The 18,927-nt window shown below is 55.1% G+C and carries 20 protein-coding genes; 6 read left to right on the top strand and 14 right to left on the bottom strand.

The features are described 5' to 3' along the window. Window positions 1–91: 91 nt before the first annotated feature. Window positions 92–721, bottom strand: a complete 630-nt coding sequence (locus tag BCF46_RS06245; protein WP_121022834.1) for an NAD(P)-dependent oxidoreductase — start codon at window positions 719–721, stop codon at window positions 92–94. A gap of 52 nt (window positions 722–773) precedes the next feature. On the opposite strand from BCF46_RS06245, the gene BCF46_RS06240 reads away from it, so the two are divergent. Next, on the top strand, window positions 774–1,391 hold the full coding sequence (locus BCF46_RS06240) for a TetR/AcrR family transcriptional regulator (protein WP_342768419.1): 618 nt from the start codon (window positions 774–776) through the stop codon (window positions 1,389–1,391). 25 nt (window positions 1,392–1,416) lie between these two features. Here the strand turns inward: BCF46_RS06240 and BCF46_RS06235 are convergent, their stop codons facing one another. Next, a complete protein-coding gene (locus BCF46_RS06235; protein WP_121022832.1) occupies window positions 1,417–1,824 on the bottom strand; it encodes a hypothetical protein in 408 nt (135 codons plus the stop codon). A 144-nt stretch (window positions 1,825–1,968) separates the two neighbouring features. Here BCF46_RS06235 and BCF46_RS06230 point away from each other — a divergent pair, with 144 nt between their 5' ends. Further along, window positions 1,969–3,021, top strand: a complete 1,053-nt coding sequence (locus BCF46_RS06230; RefSeq protein WP_425454412.1) for a hypothetical protein — start codon at window positions 1,969–1,971, stop codon at window positions 3,019–3,021. A gap of 4 nt (window positions 3,022–3,025) precedes the next feature. On the opposite strand, the gene BCF46_RS06225 is transcribed toward BCF46_RS06230, so the two are convergent. Next, window positions 3,026–3,334, bottom strand: coding sequence for a phosphoribosyl-ATP diphosphatase (locus tag BCF46_RS06225; RefSeq protein WP_121022830.1), 309 nt, complete (start codon window positions 3,332–3,334; stop codon window positions 3,026–3,028). Next, window positions 3,331–4,095 carry an imidazole glycerol phosphate synthase subunit HisF gene (hisF, locus tag BCF46_RS06220; protein ID WP_121022828.1) on the bottom strand — a complete coding sequence of 255 codons (765 nt, stop codon included), beginning with the start codon at window positions 4,093–4,095 and terminating at the stop codon, window positions 3,331–3,333. Before hisF ends, BCF46_RS06225 begins: the two co-directional genes overlap by 4 nt. A 123-nt stretch (window positions 4,096–4,218) precedes the next feature. On the opposite strand from hisF, the gene BCF46_RS06215 reads away from it, so the two are divergent. Continuing rightward, window positions 4,219–4,659 carry a DUF302 domain-containing protein gene (locus BCF46_RS06215; RefSeq protein WP_211332784.1) on the top strand — a complete coding sequence of 147 codons (441 nt, stop codon included), beginning with the start codon at window positions 4,219–4,221 and terminating at the stop codon, window positions 4,657–4,659. A 4-nt stretch (window positions 4,660–4,663) separates the two neighbouring features. Here BCF46_RS06215 and hisA read toward each other — a convergent pair whose 3' ends face one another. Next, window positions 4,664–5,386: a 1-(5-phosphoribosyl)-5-[(5-phosphoribosylamino)methylideneamino]imidazole-4-carboxamide isomerase gene (hisA, locus tag BCF46_RS06210; RefSeq protein ID WP_121022826.1), complete on the bottom strand. Its 723-nt coding sequence runs from the start codon at window positions 5,384–5,386 to the stop codon at window positions 4,664–4,666. 118 nt (window positions 5,387–5,504) lie between these two features. On the opposite strand from hisA, the gene BCF46_RS06205 reads away from it, so the two are divergent. Together BCF46_RS06205 and BCF46_RS19735 are read left to right on the top strand one after the other, a co-directional pair. Then, on the top strand, window positions 5,505–5,891 hold the full coding sequence (locus tag BCF46_RS06205; protein WP_121022824.1) for a DUF2147 domain-containing protein: 387 nt from the start codon (window positions 5,505–5,507) through the stop codon (window positions 5,889–5,891). Between the two features lie 131 nt (window positions 5,892–6,022). Next, window positions 6,023–6,178: a hypothetical protein gene (locus BCF46_RS19735; protein WP_170157874.1), complete on the top strand. Its 156-nt coding sequence runs from the start codon at window positions 6,023–6,025 to the stop codon at window positions 6,176–6,178. Window positions 6,179–6,181: 3 nt separating this feature from the next. Here the strand turns inward: BCF46_RS19735 and hisH are convergent, their stop codons facing one another. Beyond that, window positions 6,182–6,832, bottom strand: a complete 651-nt coding sequence (hisH, locus tag BCF46_RS06200) for an imidazole glycerol phosphate synthase subunit HisH (protein ID WP_121022822.1) — start codon at window positions 6,830–6,832, stop codon at window positions 6,182–6,184. A 51-nt stretch (window positions 6,833–6,883) separates the two neighbouring features. Further along, on the bottom strand, window positions 6,884–7,471 hold the full coding sequence (hisB, locus tag BCF46_RS06195) for an imidazoleglycerol-phosphate dehydratase HisB (RefSeq protein WP_121022820.1): 588 nt from the start codon (window positions 7,469–7,471) through the stop codon (window positions 6,884–6,886). Between the two features lie 309 nt (window positions 7,472–7,780). Here hisB and BCF46_RS06190 point away from each other — a divergent pair, with 309 nt between their 5' ends. Beyond that, window positions 7,781–9,385: a Hint domain-containing protein gene (locus BCF46_RS06190; RefSeq protein ID WP_147435967.1), complete on the top strand. Its 1,605-nt coding sequence runs from the start codon at window positions 7,781–7,783 to the stop codon at window positions 9,383–9,385. Window positions 9,386–9,715: 330 nt separating this feature from the next. Here the strand turns inward: BCF46_RS06190 and BCF46_RS06185 are convergent, their stop codons facing one another. From BCF46_RS06185 to BCF46_RS06160, 7 genes are read right to left on the bottom strand one after another with little or no spacing between them, the layout of a single operon-like run. Then, on the bottom strand, window positions 9,716–12,712 hold the full coding sequence (locus tag BCF46_RS06185) for a type I restriction endonuclease subunit R (RefSeq protein WP_211332783.1): 2,997 nt from the start codon (window positions 12,710–12,712) through the stop codon (window positions 9,716–9,718). Further along, window positions 12,709–13,140 carry a hypothetical protein gene (locus BCF46_RS06180; protein ID WP_121022816.1) on the bottom strand — a complete coding sequence of 144 codons (432 nt, stop codon included), beginning with the start codon at window positions 13,138–13,140 and terminating at the stop codon, window positions 12,709–12,711. The genes BCF46_RS06185 and BCF46_RS06180 overlap by 4 nt, the downstream gene beginning before the upstream one ends. After that, window positions 13,137–14,459, bottom strand: a complete 1,323-nt coding sequence (locus tag BCF46_RS06175; protein WP_147435966.1) for a restriction endonuclease subunit S domain-containing protein — start codon at window positions 14,457–14,459, stop codon at window positions 13,137–13,139. The genes BCF46_RS06180 and BCF46_RS06175 overlap by 4 nt, the downstream gene beginning before the upstream one ends. Further along, window positions 14,456–14,854 (bottom strand): hypothetical protein, encoded by a 399-nt coding sequence (locus BCF46_RS06170; RefSeq protein ID WP_121022812.1) that lies wholly within the window; start codon window positions 14,852–14,854, stop codon window positions 14,456–14,458. The genes BCF46_RS06175 and BCF46_RS06170 overlap by 4 nt, the downstream gene beginning before the upstream one ends. Window position 14,855: 1 nt before the next feature. Beyond that, entirely contained in the window at window positions 14,856–15,002 is a 147-nt protein-coding gene (locus tag BCF46_RS19730) for a hypothetical protein (protein ID WP_170157873.1), read from the bottom strand. Beyond that, window positions 14,999–16,870, bottom strand: a complete 1,872-nt coding sequence (locus tag BCF46_RS06165; protein WP_121022810.1) for an ATP-dependent nuclease — start codon at window positions 16,868–16,870, stop codon at window positions 14,999–15,001. The genes BCF46_RS19730 and BCF46_RS06165 overlap by 4 nt, the downstream gene beginning before the upstream one ends. Further along, window positions 16,867–18,867 (bottom strand): type I restriction-modification system subunit M, encoded by a 2,001-nt coding sequence (locus BCF46_RS06160; RefSeq protein WP_211332782.1) that lies wholly within the window; start codon window positions 18,865–18,867, stop codon window positions 16,867–16,869. The genes BCF46_RS06165 and BCF46_RS06160 overlap by 4 nt, the downstream gene beginning before the upstream one ends. Window positions 18,868–18,927 lie beyond the last annotated feature (60 nt).

Raw genomic sequence — 18,927 nt, 5'->3', positions numbered from 1 at the left:
ATCACCGTCCTAAGACGGGTTTTGGAATTTCACCTCTCACGCCAAAACAATTGCTCAGGCCGTGAGGTTACGTTCCAAAGCTACCAAACACTCAGTTCGAAATTCCAACGGCACGCTGCGCGTATTGAAGTTCGGATAGCTGGCGGGCCAGAAATTTAGCGATGTCGGCGCGCGAGATACTTAGCGTGAGGGCGCGATCCATCGGCTTGATGTCTTCCTTGTAGGCTCCGGTAGCCGGGCCATCTGCAAATGCGCTGGGTCGGACAATTGTCCACTCCAGGCCACTGGCGCGCACGAAGTTTTCTTGCAGCTCGTGATCCTGAAAAACCGGTCGGAGGAGTGCCCCAAACATTATGCGCTTCCAAAAGAAGTTCAGGTTGCTCCAGCTTTCATGTGCGCCAAGGGTGGATTGACAAATTAACCGTTGGACACCGTGCCGCTGCATGGCCTGAATAATGTTCAGCGTTCCTTGGGACCGGATTTTGCTTTTTCGCGACATGCCAGACCCCAGCGTAATGACGACCGCGTCGTGTCCACTAACCGCATTCGCGACCGAGTGCGCGGAAAGGGCGTCTCCGGCGATGTAGGACAGTTTTGGGTGGTCTATGGAGAGTTTTTCGGGGTTGCGTGAAAAGGCGGTGACTTCGTGTCCGTCGTCCAACATCTGCTGCACCGCCAGTTTTCCAACAGTGCCGGATGCGCCGAATACAATCGTTTTCATTTTTGCGTCCTCCAAAATTTAGATTCGAAACTTGACACGGCGTCAAGTTGACATGTGCCGAAATAACGAGCAACTTTACATCATGTCAAGTAAAATAAACTCAACTCGCGATCGCATACTTCTTGCCACTCTGAACCTTTTAGAAGCAGGAGGTGGTAGCGCGGTGCGAATGTCCGACATTGCCAAGGCTGCGAAAATCAGCAGGCAAGCGTTGTATCTTCACTTCCCGAACCGCGCGGAATTGCTCGTCGCCACAACGCGTTACCTAGACGAACTTCATGAAATCGAAGGTAAGCTCATCGAAAGCAGGGCGGCCAATTCAGGTATTGAAAGGCTTTCAGCATGGATCAATTTTTGGGGGGGATATATCCCAACTGTCTACGGAGTTTCCAAAGCTCTTTTGGCCATCAAGGATAGTGACGAAGAAGCGATGTTGGCGTGGAATGACCGCATGCACGCCGTCCGCCACGGCTGTGCTGCTGCGGTTTCTGCACTTAAAGATGACGGCAAACTTGTAGTTGGGCTTTCGGAAGCTGAGGCCACAGATTTCCTCTGGACACTTTTGTCAGTCCGCAATTGGGAGATGCTTAGAAAGGACTGTGGCTGGACACAGGATCGCTACATCGAAGTGATGAGGTCGACAGCAGCAGCGGCACTGGTTTCAAGTTGACTGGACCGATTAGGTATCCCGACGGTTAGTTGATTTGGACATCTTTGCGCTGATAGCTCTGCTCCATCGTGGTGCCGTCGTCGAACAGCAGATTGATGGTCACGGTTTGCAAGCTATCAAGCGGCGCGACAGCATATGGAAGGTGCGTTTCAACTTTCAACGCCATGGGGGAGGCTTCGTCCCAGTAACATGGCTCCCCGTCCCAAACCTGTAACTCTCCGCCATTGTAGGAAAACCGGATCTGCTCAATACCGCAACGATAGGTCAGCAGGGTCGTCATATAAAGCAGGTCTTGGCCGTCATAGGGCCTGATTGCGATCCATTGCGGGCGGATCAGTTCCAGAATTGGCTTCACGCCAGCTGATGTGGTGAAATTTTGCGCGGCGCAGAGACTAGGTAACAGAAGTGACAGTGCAATGAGGAAAACGCGCATTCGTGAGGCTCCGGTTTGTGGGCTTGCCTCCAGTATCGCGCAACTTGCGGGGATGACGCAAACTTTTAGCACACCATCGGCCATATGACTTCCGGCGTGGACACTTTGACCCTATGCTCCGACCAAGCAAAAAGAAGTGACCAGATGGCGAAGAGCAGCAAGACGAAATCCAAAACGGCAGCGACCACGCCGAAAAAGACGAAACCGGCTAAAGTCCAAGACTTCAATATTATGATGGTGGGGCAGGGTGGTCGGCTGCAATTCGAGGCGCTTTTGCAAGTGGCCTCGTTGCGCCACACTAATCCGAATTTCAAAGGCCGTGTGATTGTCGCGGAGCCGCAGAATAATCATCGTTGGGATACCGATCCACGCATGGCCAACAATGATGTACGAGAGGCACTTGGTGCGCTTGGCGCGGAAATCATACCATTCGAGAACCAAGTTTTTGGGGGGGCGTATCCGTATGGCAATAAGATCGAGGCCCTGCAGATATTGCCCGAAGATGAGCCCTTTCTGTTTTTAGATACTGACACGCTGATCACGGGCGACTTAAGCACTGTTCCGTTCGATTTTGATCGCCCAACAGCATCAATGAAGCGAGAGAATACCTGGCCACAGCAGGAACTATACGGCCCCGGGTATAATCAAATCTGGGGGTCGCTCTACAACAAGTTCGGTCTGGATTTTGAAAGCTCACTTGATACCAGCTACCCTGACGAATACTGGCGCCGCTACCTCTATTTCAATGCAGGCTTTTTCTACTTCCGTTGCCCAAGAGAGTTCGGCGACCGTTTCTTGGACTACGCGCGCCTCATCCGCGACGATCCTCCGGAAGAGCTTGTGTGCCAAGAGATGAAGCCGTGGCTTGATCAGGTGGCGCTGCCTCTGACGATCCACTCATTTGGTGGTGGTCGCGTACCCGAAGTTTCCGACATGCTCGATCATGAAGTGACATGTCACTATCGAGTTTTACCGCTGCTTTATGCGCGTGAACGCGATGAGGTTGTGCGCTTGTTGGAAGAGACCGCTGCGCCTAACAAGCTGAAAAAAGTGCTCAAGCAATACGAGCCGATCCGGCGCATCGTCTACCAGAGAAAGGGCCACAAGGTGCGCGATATGTTTGACCGTAGCAATCTTCCACGCCGCGAGCAGGCCATACGAAACCAGATCAAACGGGCAAAGCTTTGGTTGCGGTGACGCGCTAGCTGCGCGCTGCTTTCTCGGAAATGCCGGACTGGCCTGTGCGGGCCGCAAGTACAGCCATAACATCACTCAGAGCGACGTCGCGTGACGCGAGCATCACCAGCAGGTGATACAGCACGTCGGCGGCTTCAGATGTAAGGTTGCTACGGTCGTTCTTCGCGGCCGCTATGATGGCTTCAATGGCTTCTTCGCCAAACTTTTCAGCACATTTATCTGGACCTTTGGCCAACAGCTTGGCTGTCCACGATCCGTCAGGGTCCGCAGCTTTGCGAGAAATGATAATGGTTTCCAACTCGTCTAATGTCATGCGCCCAACCTCATGTTCAGCCCGGCCTCGGCCATATGGGCTTTGGCTTGGGCAATGGTGAAATCGCCAAAGTGGAAGATCGACGCCGCCAGCACGGCATCGGCGTGACCCTTGGTGACCCCTTCGACAAGGTGATCCAACGTGCCCACCCCGCCAGATGCGATCACGGGAACTGACACTGCATCGGCAATGGCGCGGGTCAGGGGCAGGTTGAACCCTGCGCGTGTGCCGTCGCGATCCATGGAGGTCAGCAATATTTCCCCTGCGCCCTTGGCCACAACAGTTTTCGCGAACTCGACGGCGTCAATTCCAGTGGACTTGCGCCCCCCATGGGTGAAGATTTCCCACTTGCCCGGCGACACGGTTTTGGCGTCGATAGCGACCACTATGCATTGCGAGCCAAACCGGTCTGCGGCTTCCGCCACGACATCGGGATTGGCGACGGCGGCTGAGTTGAAACTCACCTTGTCGGCTCCGGCCAGCAGCAGCTTGCGCACGTCTTCATGGCTCCGCACGCCACCGCCGACCGTCAGCGGGATATAGCAAGCCTCTGCAGTGCGGGTGACCACGTCGAACATGGTTCCACGGTTCTCATGGGTGGCGTTGATATCAAGAAAGCAAAGCTCGTCCGCGCCAGCCGCGTCATAGGCTTTCGCCGCCTCCACAGGGTCGCCAGCGTCGATCAGGTCAACGAAGTTGATGCCCTTGACCACGCGGCCGTCTTTGACGTCGAGGCAGGGGATGATGCGTGTCTTCAGCATAATGGCGGCTCCGGTTTGCGAGCTTGGTGTAACGGCAATTCCTTGCCGATGCCAGCGAAGTGATTGGTGTTTTCGGTGTAGGTGTCGTGTTGTAATCGCCATTGTATTATGAGGAGACCTATCATGCGTCAGATAATTATGTCTGCGGCCATAATCGTGAGTGTTGCTATGCCTGCCTTTGCCGATCTAATCACTGTAAAATCCAGTAAATCAGTGGCTGAAACCATGGATGCCTTGGAGGCCGCCGTGGGCAATGCGGGTGCGACGGTCTTCGCGCGGATTGATCACCAAAAGGGGGCCGCAAGCGTTGATCTGAAATTGCCTGCGGCTCAAGTGCTGATTTTTGGCAATCCCAAGCTTGGAACGCCCGCTATGAATACGGATATACGCGCGTCGTTATATTTGCCGTTGAAGGTCGCTGTGCACGAGGCCGATGGCGGATCGGTTCTTGTCTACGAAGATCCGGTAGATATGTTCGCTGATCTGGATATTCCAGCCGACGCGCCGTTTGTGAAAACGATGCAGGGCGCTCTGGGTAAACTTACTGGCGCGGCTGCGAAGTAGGGGTTTAGGCTTTCAGCAAGTCCAACGCCTCTTTCAGGTCGATCGCGCCGTCATAAAGCGCTCGGCCTGAAATAGCGCCGTTCAGTGGTGCGCCGGTCGCTTTGAGCGCACGCAAGTCGTCCAGCGACGACACGCCGCCCGATGCGATCACCGGGATTGATACAGCGCGCGACAGAGCTGCCGTGGCCTCTACGTTCGGGCCCTGCATGGCTCCGTCGCGGTTAATGTCTGTGTAGATCAGCGCGGCTACGCCTGCGTCCTCGAACTGGCGGGCCAGTGCCGTGACTTCTATGTCGGTTTCTTCCGCCCAACCGCGGGTTGCGACCATACCGTTTCGCGCATCCAATCCGATTGCGACGTGACCGGGGTAGGCTCGTGCCGCTTCACGGACAAGGTCCGGGTTCTCAACAGCCACGGTGCCGAGGATCACGCGGGCCAGACCTTTTTCCAACCACCGTTCGATTGTCGCCATATCGCGTATACCGCCGCCGAGCTGTGCTGGAACCTTGGTTTGCTCTAAAATCGCATCCACGGCGGCACCGTTTACAGGCTCCCCCGCAAATGCACCGTTTAGATCAACCAGATGCAACCATTCACACCCCGCCTCGACAAAGGCCAAGGCCTGAGCTGCCGGATCGTCATTGAAGACAGTGGCTTGCTCCATTTCCCCCTTATAGAGCCGGACGCAGTTGCCGTCTTTGAGGTCGATTGCAGGGTAAAGGATCATAGCGTCAGGCCTTCGTGTAAGCTGTATTTGCGCGGTCTATTCCACATCCGCGCCCCAACGTCACGCTTGATTTGCGCCCTGTATTTCGCACCATTGTCCCCAGAACAGGGAGGAAATCATGAAATCACTTAAGTTTGCAGCAGCGTTTGCTGTGGCATTTGCAGGGCAGGCGATGGCCGATCCGGCAGAAGGTGTCTGGAAAACCCAGGTTGATGACGGTGCTTACGCACATGTTACGATCAAGACGTGCGGGGCAGCGATATGTGGCACCATTTCGCGGACGTTCAACGAGGCCGGTGAATACAAATCGCCAAATCTTGGCAAGCAGATTGTGCGCTCGATGAAGCCCGTCGGTGGTGGCAAATACGAGGGTAAAGTCTGGCGCCCATCTAACAACAAGATCTACATCGGCAAGATCGATCTGGCCGCGAATAGCCTGAAACTCGCGGGTTGTATCGCGGGTGGGTTGCTTTGTTCCAAGCAAACTTGGACACGCATCAAGTAAGACGGATCGTCCACGAGTTTAGGGTCGGGATTCAGTCTCGGCCTTTTTCGTTTTTCCCGTTCATCAAATTTTAGCTCCCGCCGCCGATGGTTTGGTTAGGTCAAATAATCAGTGGATATAGGGAGTGGGCAATGAAACTTGCGTTTGCTTTGATATGCGGCTGCACGCTTGCAGCGGGGTGTTCGCCAATTCAGGTCGCGATACCCTTGGCCGGTGTCGACGGTTGGGTGCAACTGCTCTCCGACAGCGACGCGAAAGGCGTGCCAGTGCTGGCAATGAACTGGTAGACTTCAGGGTTTCCAGCTCAAAAAATTACCAATCATACGAAGGCCGGTTTGTTGGCTTTTCTCCGGGTGGAACTGCATGCCGATCATATTGTCACGGCCGACCACTGCGGTGATGTCGCCCCCATAATCCACATGCGCCAAGCGATGTGCGGGATTTGCGACCCGAAAACTGTAAGAGTGCACGAAATAGGCGTGGTTACCTGTCTCGATACCGTTCAGAACAGGATGCCGTGGCTCTGTGGAACTTAAAATCAGGTCGTTCCACCCCATATGAGGCACTTTCAGCGATGGGTCAGACGGGGTGATCTTCGAGATATCACCAGCGATCCAGTCGAAGCCTTTGGTATCTTCATATTCATGGCCCCAGCTGGCCATCATCTGCATGCCGACGCAGATCCCCATGAAGGGGCGTCCTTTGTCGATCACTGATAAGACAATCGCCTCGAATAGGGCGGCGCGGTCACGGGTTAGGGCGTTGCGACAGGCAGGAAATGCTCCGTCGCCGGGCAGCACAATCCGGTCCGCGCGCGCAACATCCTCAGGTTTAGACGACACAATAACATCACCACCATTCACTTCGGCGGACATGCGTTGAAAAGACTTCTCTGCAGAGTGCAGATTACCACTGTCATAGTCGACGAGAACGGTCAGCATAGGGATGCTCCGATAAAGATCAAAAGGCTTCGACGGTGCGGCTACGCGCCATCAAAGTGTGCCCTTGGTGGACGGGATAGCGTCGGACTTGCGCGGATCGGTCTCGACCGCACTGCGCAACGCCCGCGCCACAGCTTTGAACGCCGCTTCCACGATGTGGTGGCTGTTAAACCCGTGCAGGCGATCAATATGCAACGTGATACCGCCATGGGTCGAAAACGCTTGAAAGAATTCGCGCACCAATTCGGTATCGAAGGTGCCGATTTTCTGGGTAGGAATTTCAAGATTACAAATGAGAAACGGGCGGGCGGACAAGTCCAGAGCACAACGCACCTGAGCGTCGTCCATGGCAAGGTGACATTCTCCATAGCGACGGATGCCGCGCTTGTCGCCTAGCGCCTCCGCCAGAGCCTGACCAAGCGCGATGCCAGTGTCTTCGACGGTGTGGTGGTCGTCGATATGTAAATCGCCTTTGGCGCTGATTTTCATGTCGATCAGCGCGTGGCGGGCCAGTTGGTCCAACATGTGGTCGAAGAAGCCAACCCCAGTTTGGTTGTCATACACGCCGGTGCCGTCGAGGTTGATCTCGACAGAAATATCAGTCTCAGCAGTGCTGCGGGTGATTTTAGCTGTCCGCATCGGTCTCTCCTTCAGGCAATTGGCTGCCTTATACGCAGGGCGGTCGTGCAGGCCAAGGGGGCGCGTATGGCCGGAAAGTAGCTGTCGCGAAAATGCCGAAATAGTTCGATGCAGCGTTAGCGAGGTGGATAACGTGGCATAAGGTTGACCGCGATTGGCTTAAAAGCTGCAAATCTGTGCAGTTTTCGTAAATTCTCCACCCTCGCGCCATATTTCGAACACCCCTAGGCGATTGTTCCAACAAGAGTATTTAGAAAGGTTTGCCAAGTGGCGGCGTTAAACGCAGATACCAGCGCCAGCGCAGTAGCGATGGCGTCAGAAATTTTGGGGTCAGGGTTTACCATCAACTCTGCGACCTATTCTGGTGCGTCGGGATCGTCGGCTACATATACCGACGGGGATACCACGAACCCGGGTGTCCTTCCGTCTGACTCCGGTGTTATTTTCTCGACCGGCAACGTCGCCTCATTCGCCAATGCAACCGGTGCGAACAACACGGGCGGTGGCACGACGACAAACACCGCGGGTATTGACGGTAATGCCGCGTTCAATGCGGCTGCGGGACAGAGCACCTTCGATGCGTCTTTTCTAGAGATCAATTTCACGCCAGAGCCTGGCCAAACGTCAATCAACATAGAGTTTCGCTTCTACTCGGAAGAATATAACGAGTACGTCTATTCGAACTTTAACGACATTGCTTTGGTTCAACTGAATGGCGTAACGCAGCCGATTTCGGTGGGATCCGGTGAGATATCGGTGAACGGGATCAACAATGCTGGCACCTTCAACCCGTCCAATGGCTCAGAGGCCAACGACCCCAATCCGGGCAACGGCCAATTCGATAGCGCAAATCCGAACCTATATGTCGACAACGCCAGCGGAACCTACGCGACCGAGATGGACGGGTTCACGGTTACGCTATCACTTGATATTCCCGTCACGCCGGGCGTGTCTTACGACTTGATGATCGGGATCGCCGATGTCGGTGACACTGCTTATGACAGCTCTATCGTCATAGCGTCGAACAATGTGCCAGACACGTCCGACACAGATCCGATCGCAACCGATGACACGGGGATTAATACCTTTGGCAGCAATCCCAAGACGGTCAATATCCTTGCCAATGACTCTGATCCTACTGGACAAGCGCTAACCATAACCCAAATCAATGGTGTGAACGTTGTCTCTGGGCAAACAGTGACGCTGGCAACAGGGCAGGACGTTACGCTGAATGCCAACGGCACCATCACCTTGGTCAACACAGGTGGTGCGACCGGTCAGACATCCTTCAGCTATACGATCGAGGACACAGACGGGAATACCGACAGCGCTTTCGTGACTTTCAACGCGGCGCCGATCTGCTTTTGCGATGGAACACTAATCGAGACCCCTAGCGGACCTAGACTCGTCGAGGCGTTGCGCGTGGGTGATCTGGTTCTGACGCGGGATGACGGCCCGCAGCCTATTCGGTGGGTTGGTAGTCGTCACATGAAGGCAAGCGCCCGCCATGCACCAATCGAATTTATAGCCGGGGCGATGGGTAACGCACTGCCCCTACGTGTTTCGCCGCAGCATCGCATCTTGCGCGAAGGACATCTGCCACAGCTTTATTTTGGTCACGAAGAGGTTCTCATTGCCGCCCGTCACATGGTTGACGGGATTAACGTGCGCCAATTGCCAAGCGGTCAGGTCAGTTATTACCACCTGATGTTTGACAGACACCAGGTTATCACCGCAAACGGAATTGCGACCGAAAGCTACCAGCCCGGCGATTTCAGTTTGCCGGGTCTGCATGACGGCGCGCGTGAGGAATTATTCGACGTTTTCCCTGAATTGCGGTCAAACGTGGCGCAATATGGCCGTTCCGTACGAACGAGCGTTTCAGGATCATTGGCACACATTCTTGCGGCTTAGTCCCGACTTTAGGCTCCAGATGTAGAAAAGCCCCGGCTTGCGCCGAGGCTTTTTCTTTTTACCAATTGGAGCGGGCGAAGAGATTCGAACTCTCGACCCTAACCTTGGCAATTGGGCTGCCTACCTAAAATGCCTTATTTTATTGGTGTTTTCGAAATTGGGCTGCCAAAAAAATGTGCTTGAGTTGTGGCTCATGAAGGGAGGCCAAAACCTTCATTTGGCAACTTTGGCAATTTTTTCCGCCAGTTCCAACGGTTGCTGTTATGTTAGCAGAAAATCAGTCCGTAAGCAACACCACCATCAATCCATCGCGGTGATGCCAAACATGAGTTAGTGCCTATGCTGCGAACTGTCATACACAGCCTTCAGCACCGCATCCCGCACCATGGCCCAGGCTTCCGCATTACCCAGTAGCTTTGCCAGCACCTCAGGGTTTCGTTCATTCCTGGCGAACGCTTTCTCCATGACGGCATCAGCATTGGCCATGGTGAAGTTCTCGTAGCTATTGGTCCGAGCTTGAGCCACCACCACTTCGTCAGCCATCATGTCTGCGGCCCACTGGTCCACGGCGATCTTGTCCGCGTCCGTGAAATCATAGTTGAACCGTTGGTTCACCGTCCCCAGGATTTCCGACAGTTGTGCCAACTCAGGTTCACCAGCCCCACTGGTGCCAACGCTGGTCGTGCCAGACAGCGGCACCAAGTCACCCTGGTTAAGCGATGCATCTCCCTCCGACGTTTTCTTGAGACGGTAGTATTCCAGCCCCACATCCCCATCTATGGCTAATGCACCGCCGCCTTCGCGCTTGGGAAGCCTTGCCCTGAGCAACCGCCCGAACGTGTAGAGTTTTTCGAGGTCCGTGTCCTCGATCCGCACCATCTGTGTGATCGCCGCATAGAGCCTGAGGAACTGCGTCAGCGTCTTCCTGAAGGTCTCCTGTCGGTCTTCATCAGGTTCATCACTGAAGCGTCCCACAGCAGGGTCTGTGGCGGCGTAGAGCTTACCCTGGTCCTGAGGCTTACGTTTGGGGTCGTAGAACGCACTGGCAAATGCCTCGACCTCCTGGGCCCAGAAATACTGGAACGCCACCAGATCAGAATGCAGCCGATAGATCATGTTAGGATCGGTTGGCTCGTCGATCTCGGCAGTCTCGAAATATGGCTTGAAGGCTTCCTTGATCTCGTCAGCCTCGTTCACGAAGTCGAGCACGAAGGTATCGTCCTTGCCCGATGTCGTCCGGTTGAGGCGTGACAGTGTTTGCACCGCCGCAAGGTCCTGCAATCGTTTGTCTACATACATCGTATGCAACAACGGCTGATCGAAACCCGTTTGATACTTCTCGGCGACGATCAAAAAGTGCTGGTCCGCCTTGCCGAATTTGTCCGGCAGTTCGGTTTCCTTGAAGCCGTTCATCCCAGGCTCGGTATACTCTTGCCCTGCGATGTCAGGATCAGGCACAGCACCGGAGAAGGCCACCAGAACACCAAGGTCATACCCTTTGTCCGTGATGTATTTCTGGAATGCCTGATGATACCGGACAGCATGAAGACGGCTGGATGTTACGACCATCGCCTTTGCCTTGCCACCCAATCGATGCCGGACATGGGTGCGGTAGTGTTCTACCATCACTTCAGTCTTCTGAGCCAAGTTGTGCGGGTGCAGCGACATAAACCGCGCAATCGCTTTCTGGGCCTTCTTCTTCTCCAGTTCGGGATCGTCCTCGATGGTCTTTTCCAGGCGATAGAACGCCTTGTAGGTCGTGTAACCCTTCAGGACATCGTGGATGAATCCCTCCTCGATGGCCTGCCGCATCGAATAGATGTGGAACGGCATCGGTTCAATTGATCCAGCGGGGTAGTGGCCAAACGTCTCGACGGTCCGCTTCTTGGGCGTTGCGGTGAAGGCAAAGAAGCTTAGGTTCGGCTGCTTGCCCTTCTGACGGATCGCATTGACGATCAGCGGGTCGATGTCACCATCGGCGATCTCCACCGCGTCTTTTCCGTCCGATCCCAGCACCTTGCGCACATCTTCAGCGGCGGTGCCGTGCTGGCTGCCGTGGGCCTCGTCCACGATCACTGCGAAGCGTTTGCCGGATTGGTCCAACACATCATGGGCCTCGCTGCCATAGACGGCAGAGAAGCTTTGCAAGGTGCAGACGATGATCTGCTTGCCCTCGTTCAGGGCCTTGGCCAGTTGCGGGGACTTCGATCCCTTGGCGGGATCAATGCGTTCCACCATGCCGGACTTGTGGTCGATGCCGAACACCGTTTCCTGCAACTGGGCATCTAACACCCGCCGGTCGGTGATGATGATCACGCTATCAAAGATGCGGCTGTCCTGGGCGTCGTGCAGCCCCGCCAGACGATGCGACAACCATGCGATGGAGTTCGACTTGCCGGACCCTGCGGAGTGCTGGACGAGGTAGTTCTGACCCGCCCCGTTGGCCTTGGCATCCGCGATCAGGGCGGTGACCACATCAAGCTGATGATAGCGGGGGAAGATCATCGTCTCTTTAACCTTCAGCTTGCCCTTATCGTCCTTCTCTTCCTTGCGGTCGAGGAATACGAACCGTTGCATAATGTCGAGCCATCGATCTTTCGACCACACATCCTCCCACAGATAGGCCGTCCGGTGGCCCGAAGCGTGATCGGGGTTGCCCGCACCGCCATCGCGGCCACGGTTGAACGGCAGAAAGAACGTGGCCTTCCCCGCCAGCTTGGTCGCCATGTAAACCTCGGAGCCATCAACGGCAAAGTGGACTAGCGCACCGGACTTGAAGGCCAACATTGCATCCTTGGGGGATCGGTCGAACTTGTATTGCTTGACCGCATTGGCGACGGTCTGCCCTGTGAAGCTGTTCTTCAACTCTGCCGTGGCGACGGGGATACCGTTGAGCGACAGCACAAGGTCCAGACGGTCCTTGGGGGTGCGCAGGGAGTGGTGCACCTCATCCGTCACTTCGAGGACGTTGGCGGCATAGCGGGCGGCGGTATCGGGGTTCAGGCCCGTGTTGGGTCGGAAATAGGCAAGCCGCACTTGCCCCACGGTGACATCGCGGAAGCCGTGGCGCAGCAGGTGCAGCGTCCCGTCTTTGGCCTTCGTCTCCATGATCCGTTCTAGGATGCGGGCTTCGGCCTTGGGGCCATATGCCTTTTGCAGGGCGTCCCAAGTGTCGGGCTGGGTGGTCTGGATGAACCGGAAGATCGACGGCGGGAACAGACCGCGTTCGGCGTCAAATGTGGTCCTGTCCCCTTCGGTATAGCCTCCACCCTCGCAGAGGCTGGCCTTGATGATATCCTGAAAGGTGCGTTCCGTGTGAATGTTCATGACCAAGGCTCCGTTGGAGTTGAAACACCATCGGGATCACCGCCACCCAGTAAGAACCATCCCTCTTGTCCGTCAGTGATGACCCCTCGGTAGAGTTGCCCAACGCCCCAACCGATCCCACGCCCTTCCTGCATAAAGCAGTCGGAGCACATGTTCGCCCATGGTGAGAACTGGGTGTTGCCGTCGCGCTGTGTCTGGCCGTCGATGAAAACCGGCTGGCCGGACAGTAGTTTGCTGCACAAGTCACAGCTTTCTGGTGGGTCGGGATGTTCGGCACCAAGGCTGATGGCACCGACGTTGTGAAGGTTCAGAAGCGTGATGAAGAGGCCAACCCGATGTTCCAGCATGAACGCGGATTTTTGGGGCGATCCGTGGTCTGGCCTTTGGAAGGTCATCAGCCCATCAACGAAATCGTGAAGTTCATTCATGCCGGATCCTCCTCGGTCATATCGGCGAGAGGGATTTGGCCTGTGACGGCGGCGGAGATCATCGCGGAGCGGCGTTCTTTTACAGCATCCAACACCGACTGAGCCTTCGCCTCCGTTTCCATATACTCGTTGATTGCAGCATCAACAAAACTAGTAATCCGCTCCTGCTCTTCGATAGGTGGCACCGCCATTTGCATTTGGCTTAGATGCGATGGACCGAAATGTTGAATGGTGGCACCTGCCTTCAGAAGATCAACTTGTGTCATAAACTGGTTTGAAACGAAAAAGGACCTAATGAAATCGCGAGTAGTTTCACCTAGGATCGGACGCATTCTGATGATGCCCGTGTATGGGACTGCACCGACAACATCAGGTCCTACTTCAGTTACAACACCCATTGATGCACTCGCACTGATCAGAAGATCGCCCAATGTCACCTTGAAGTGTTTCCAGCGCCTTTCAACTTTTTCAGGGTCAAGGTAGTTACAGCCATCCAGCGATGCCCAACGACCACGAACACCAGAAACTCGTATAAGCGGCACACCTTCCTCATAAAAGTCATCCGCAAGAATGCCCGGACCCTCCTGATACCAAATTGCATATCGCAGTGGTTTAACATCCCAATGCGCTGGAACCTCGCCGAGCCAATCGATGCCGCTGTCTTTCATGGGGGCGTCGGGGTTGAGGCCCTTGATGACGGCGTGAGAGATGACGGCCTGACGCTTTTCGGTCAGCAGCGCAATGAGCCGCTCCAGCCGCTCCACCAACGCATCAATCCGCCCCGTTTCCCGATCCAAATACCCGGCGATGATCTGTTGTTCTTCAAGGGGGGGAACAAGGATCGGGATCGAATGAAATGAGTCTGTGGGCACTTGAAGTGAGTTAGGGCGGATACCTTGAAGCAGCGACGTGTATCCGGCCACGTAGACTGATGAACGAAGAAGATGGTGAACGTAGCGGCCATGAAGTCCCGGCTGAACCCAATAGGCTCGGTAGGCCGGACTAACGTAGCCAAGATGCTCAGAAACACCGAGGCCAGTGTAGTTTAACCACATGGTGTTGACGGCCAATTGTCCAGGCCGGACGACGCGGTAGGTTTCTAGTTCCTCCGCACTGCGCTTCTGTTCTTCGAACTCATAGTTTTTTACGACAACACCGCGATAGCCCGACACGGAAAGCATCTCACCGATTGGCGTTGGCCCGTTGCGTTCGTCACTTGGTCGAAAACAATGACGGAAAGGTTTTACCTGCCAGTGAGAAGGCGGCGTGGGTAGCCATTCTGAGGCTGTGCTTACGTAGGCTGAGGATTGAACATTCATCCGGCCAACTCCCTGATGATATCGACCACTCGCCACAGGTCGCGACCGTCATAGGACATCAGCCGCCCTTCCTGCATCGCTGGGAGCTTCAGGATGTGGGACGCCGGTGCCATGGCTGCCCGTGCCGGATCATCGGCCAACGGGTTCATGCCCTCACCGACATAGGCATCTTCGTGCATATCGATTGACCGAATCCACAGCCCACCACGACGTGGGGCCGTATGATGCACCAAGGGCTTTCCGTTACCGCATTCGTAGAATTTGATGGACGAGGTATCCAAGCCACCCTCTTCGGGCATCAGGTCATATGTGTTCCACGGTGTGATGTTGTCATGGTGCTGGATCAGTTGCGTGACCGCCTTGTGGAAGTCCCCGTTGAAGGTATCTTTCGTCACATCACACCTCCAACAGCCGGTCAGGTGACCAGCAGTGATTGGTCAGTTGTGTGTAAAACTCTTGCCGCTGATCCAGATCGGCCTTGGCAAGCCTTGCCTTCGTCGCAGGAAGTAGGTTCTCCAAGACTGAAAATGCTGCAACACTCATTCAGCCACCTCGTTGCCTTGACCATCCTGTGCGACATCCGCTGGGGCCGCGTCGTCAGCGGCAGGGAACAAATAGTCTACGATACTGTCGATCAGAGGGGCCAGGAAAGGCAATCGCGCCCTGAAATCATCATTTGACTTGTTTGAAAAATGCCGTGCCATGGGCATCTTGCCCGCTTGCTCGAAGTCTTTCTTGACGAAGATCGCCCATGCATCGTCGAGGTGATCGTCCAGCGCCGTTTGCCCCGTGACAATCTGGTTGTTTAATTCTTTGGAGATGACGCTTGGGACATGGCGAACCTTGAGATGATTGCGCCCATCAGCCCATTCCCATGCATCCCGGTCATAGAGGCACTCAAGAACAATGGGCACACTGAAGCCTGCTTGCAGAGCGGGTATCAAGTGCGTTGGTGTCGGTAGCCTGAAGCACTTGGCGGATTTGGTGTTGCCAGCCACACCGTTCCAGTTCGTGATCGCCGCCTGCGCTTCAGGATCGAGGTCCAAAAGCCCTGCCGCCTTTGGAAGTTCGGGGTGATGCTTTGCTCTGCTTCGCCACGACTGCAACATGTCCACCACATAGTTGATCCCTCCGCCCACTTTGGTCTCAACATCTATCTCACCGGCCCTGTCCGGTGCAAAGACCGCCAGTGCCTTTCGCAATATCAGTTGGTCTGAGTCTCCCTCGACAAAGACTTTCCGTCGATTGGCCTGAGCCAGTTGCTCGACATCGATACGCGCCTGTTCTTTCCGTCGAACTTTGTCTTCAAGCTCGGTTATCATTGGGGCGAACAGTGCTGTCGTTCCCATACGATCATCTAGGTCGCCAAGCTCGGTTGCCTGCTGCGTTCCGTCCTCCTCAGCTTCTCTGAATATATGATGGCAGGTTATCCGGCGTTCCGGCTCTTCCTGCTTGCGATGTAGGTTGTAGAATACGGGGGAGTGCGTGGTCAGAAAGACTTGTGACACGCCCTCATCGATGAAGTCCCAGAACTGATCTGCCAGTTCGACACAACTGGACAGTTCCAGGTTGTTCTCCGGTTCTTCATATCCCCAGATAAACGTGTGGGGTTGTGCGCCTCTGACTTGGAGGCTCCGCTTCTTATCAGCCATGAATTTCAATATCAGCGGGATGTGTCGTGCCTTGATACCATCACCACGTGCATCCAGTGAGATGTCTTGCCCCTCACTCAAGAAATCCAGGCTCTCGAAAATGTGGCTCAGGTCTTTAGGTAGCGCCAAACGAGACCTGAGCCCCAACGATGCAGTTATCTGTGTTGTCAGGTCGCCAAGTTGATCAGAAATTGAATTTTCGAACTCGTGACTGGAGTCCCTGAACTGCCGATCAGCAACCTCGGCGATCACGTCGTAGATGCTTGCACGAAGCTCGGAGAAGTATTCCAAGTCTTTGATGGCTGGGACGTAGACGAAGTTGATGTTTCGCAGAAGTGCGTGAACGTTGGAGCGGTCTGGTATGTCCACCACTTCCAGACCTGCACCGCCACGCGGCCCAGCAACCCTCCGCCTACCTTCGTATTGGTCATGAACTAGGCCCTCGGCCCGCCATCGACGTTCCCACTGAATAAAGTCACCGTTGGTGTCACGATATGACCCTGGGAGTTCGAGTTCGAGTTTGATCGAGATTTCTTTCGCCCGACGATTGGGTTGGTGGAATACATTGTGATCAGTCGAGAAATCCAATTCATCTCCAGGCATCGTCCGCCCATTGAAGAACAAGTTGAGTGCCCTGAGCACATTGGACTTTCCAGCATCATTCTTTCCAACAAGCACGGCAAGCTTCGCTGGAGACAAAGTGAGGTTACGAACGGATCGGAAATTTCGAATGTCAATTTTCGTTACGTGGAGGCTCATGTGATGACCTCCGACAAAAGGTCGTGAATTTCCCGACCGAGCACCTGCAAGTCGGCGTCGATCTCGGCCAGTGGGCGGGGCGGTTCATAGCGATAGAAGTGACGATTGAAGGGGATTTCATAGCCTACCTTCGTCTTGGAATGGTCGATCCAGGCGTCAGGGACGTGGGGCAGAACTTCGCGTTCGAAGTAATCGGCGATGTCTTCTTTCAGCGGCACGTTCTCGTTGTCCCGCAAGTCGGCATCCGGTTCGGCGTTGCCCTTCTTGTCACGGCAGATATCCGCCTTTGGGTCGCGCTCACTCAGGGCCATCAGGACGGCCTTGAAGGGGGCTGCGGCGAGGGTCACGCCCGTGGTCTTGAACGCGGCCTTCAGGTGAGCCGTGAACGCCTCTCTATTGGTCCAGACTTCCCCGCCCTCCATGCCACGCAGGGTGGACAGGATGTCGGCCTGAAGAAGTTCACCGTCGGTGATCTCTTGCTCCTTGGCCGCACCCTTCTTCTTGGACGAGGCGAGGTTCTGAAATGGCTTCGCGGCCTCCACCAGGGCGATGCGGTCCGGTGTGAAGGCAAAGTTCAGACGTAGCGGACGTTCGACTGTGATCCGGTGGTAGCCGAAGTCAGTGTTGTCGAAGACCTTGGAGATGTCAGACACCTCCATATCCCCAAAGATTCGGGCGATGCGGTGGATGTCAGGCTCTGTGATCTCTTTGCGCTTCTCGCCCAACGACCGACGCATCTTGGTCCACATGGCAGATGCATCGATCAGTTGAACTATGCCTTTACGGCGTTTGGGTTTGCGGTTGGTCACGACCCAGACATATGTGCTGATACCTGTGTTGTAGAAGAGGTTATCAGGCATGGCGACGATGGCCTCTAGCCAGTCCTGCTCGATGACCCAGCGACGGATTTCGGACTCGCCCGATCCGGCCCCGCCCGTGAACAAAGGGGAGCCGTTGAGCACGATAGCCAGCTTGGACGGTGCATCATCATGGAACTTAGAAATCATGTGCTGGAGGAACAGTAGGGACCCATCGCTGACCCGTGGCAGTCCTGCCCCGAACCTGCCGGAGAAGCCAAGGGCTGCTTCGTCACGAATGGTTTTCTCAACCTTCTTCCATTCCACGCCGAAAGGTGGGTTGGACAGCATGTAATCAAAGGTGCGGCCTGCATGTGCGTCCGTCGTAAATGTGTTCCCCTGGGCGATGTTCTCGGCCCGCTGGCCCTTGATCAGCATGTCTGACTTACAGGTGGCATATGACTCACCGTTCAGTTCCTGACCAAACACGATGAGCTTTGCATCCGGTGCCATGTCGCGGAGATAGTCCTCGGCTACGGACATCATGCCGCCAGTGCCACATGCAGGATCGTATAGCGTTTTGATCACACCTGGTTGGGTGAGGGCATCCCCGTCTTCGGTGAACAGAAGATCAACCATGAGGCGGATAACCTCACGGGGGGTGAAGTGCTCACCTGCTGTTTCGTTCGACTGTTCAGAGAAACGCCGGATTAGTTCTTCGAATACATACCCCATTTGCATGTTGCTGACGCGGGCTGGATCAAGATCGAGATTGGCAAACCGTTCCACGACACGGAACAGCAGATCGGCATCCTCTAGCCTCTGCACTTGGTCGAAGAACTTGAAATGAACGCCGACGGTCTCACGGATGTCGGTGGAAAAAGCGTTCACGTAAGCCTTTAGATTGTCAGCGAGGTCATCTGGATCATCGAGCAGCTTGCCAAAATCATAGGGCGACGTGTTGTAGAAACCGTGACCGGACGCGGACTTCAACGCCTGCTCCCGCATCTCTGGGGCTGCTGCGTCGGACAACATCTTGGCCCTGGCCAACACCTGATCCTTGCTGTGGGCCTGGATACAGTCCAGACGACGAAGGACTGTGAATGGAAGAACCACACGCCCGTATTCTGACTGCTTGTAGTCACCTCGCAGCAGGTCAGCGATGGACCAGATAAAAGTCGTCTTTTCCTGATGGTTCACCACGGTAGAAACTCACATTCTTGTTCTTGGGATGCATTCACATCCGGTTGTTCTGCTTGA

Source organism: Litoreibacter meonggei (assembly GCF_003663885.1).
Taxonomy (GTDB): domain Bacteria; phylum Pseudomonadota; class Alphaproteobacteria; order Rhodobacterales; family Rhodobacteraceae; genus Litoreibacter; species Litoreibacter meonggei.
Note: the sequence above shows the minus strand (reverse complement) of the source record. Positions and strands in the feature narration are given on the sequence as shown.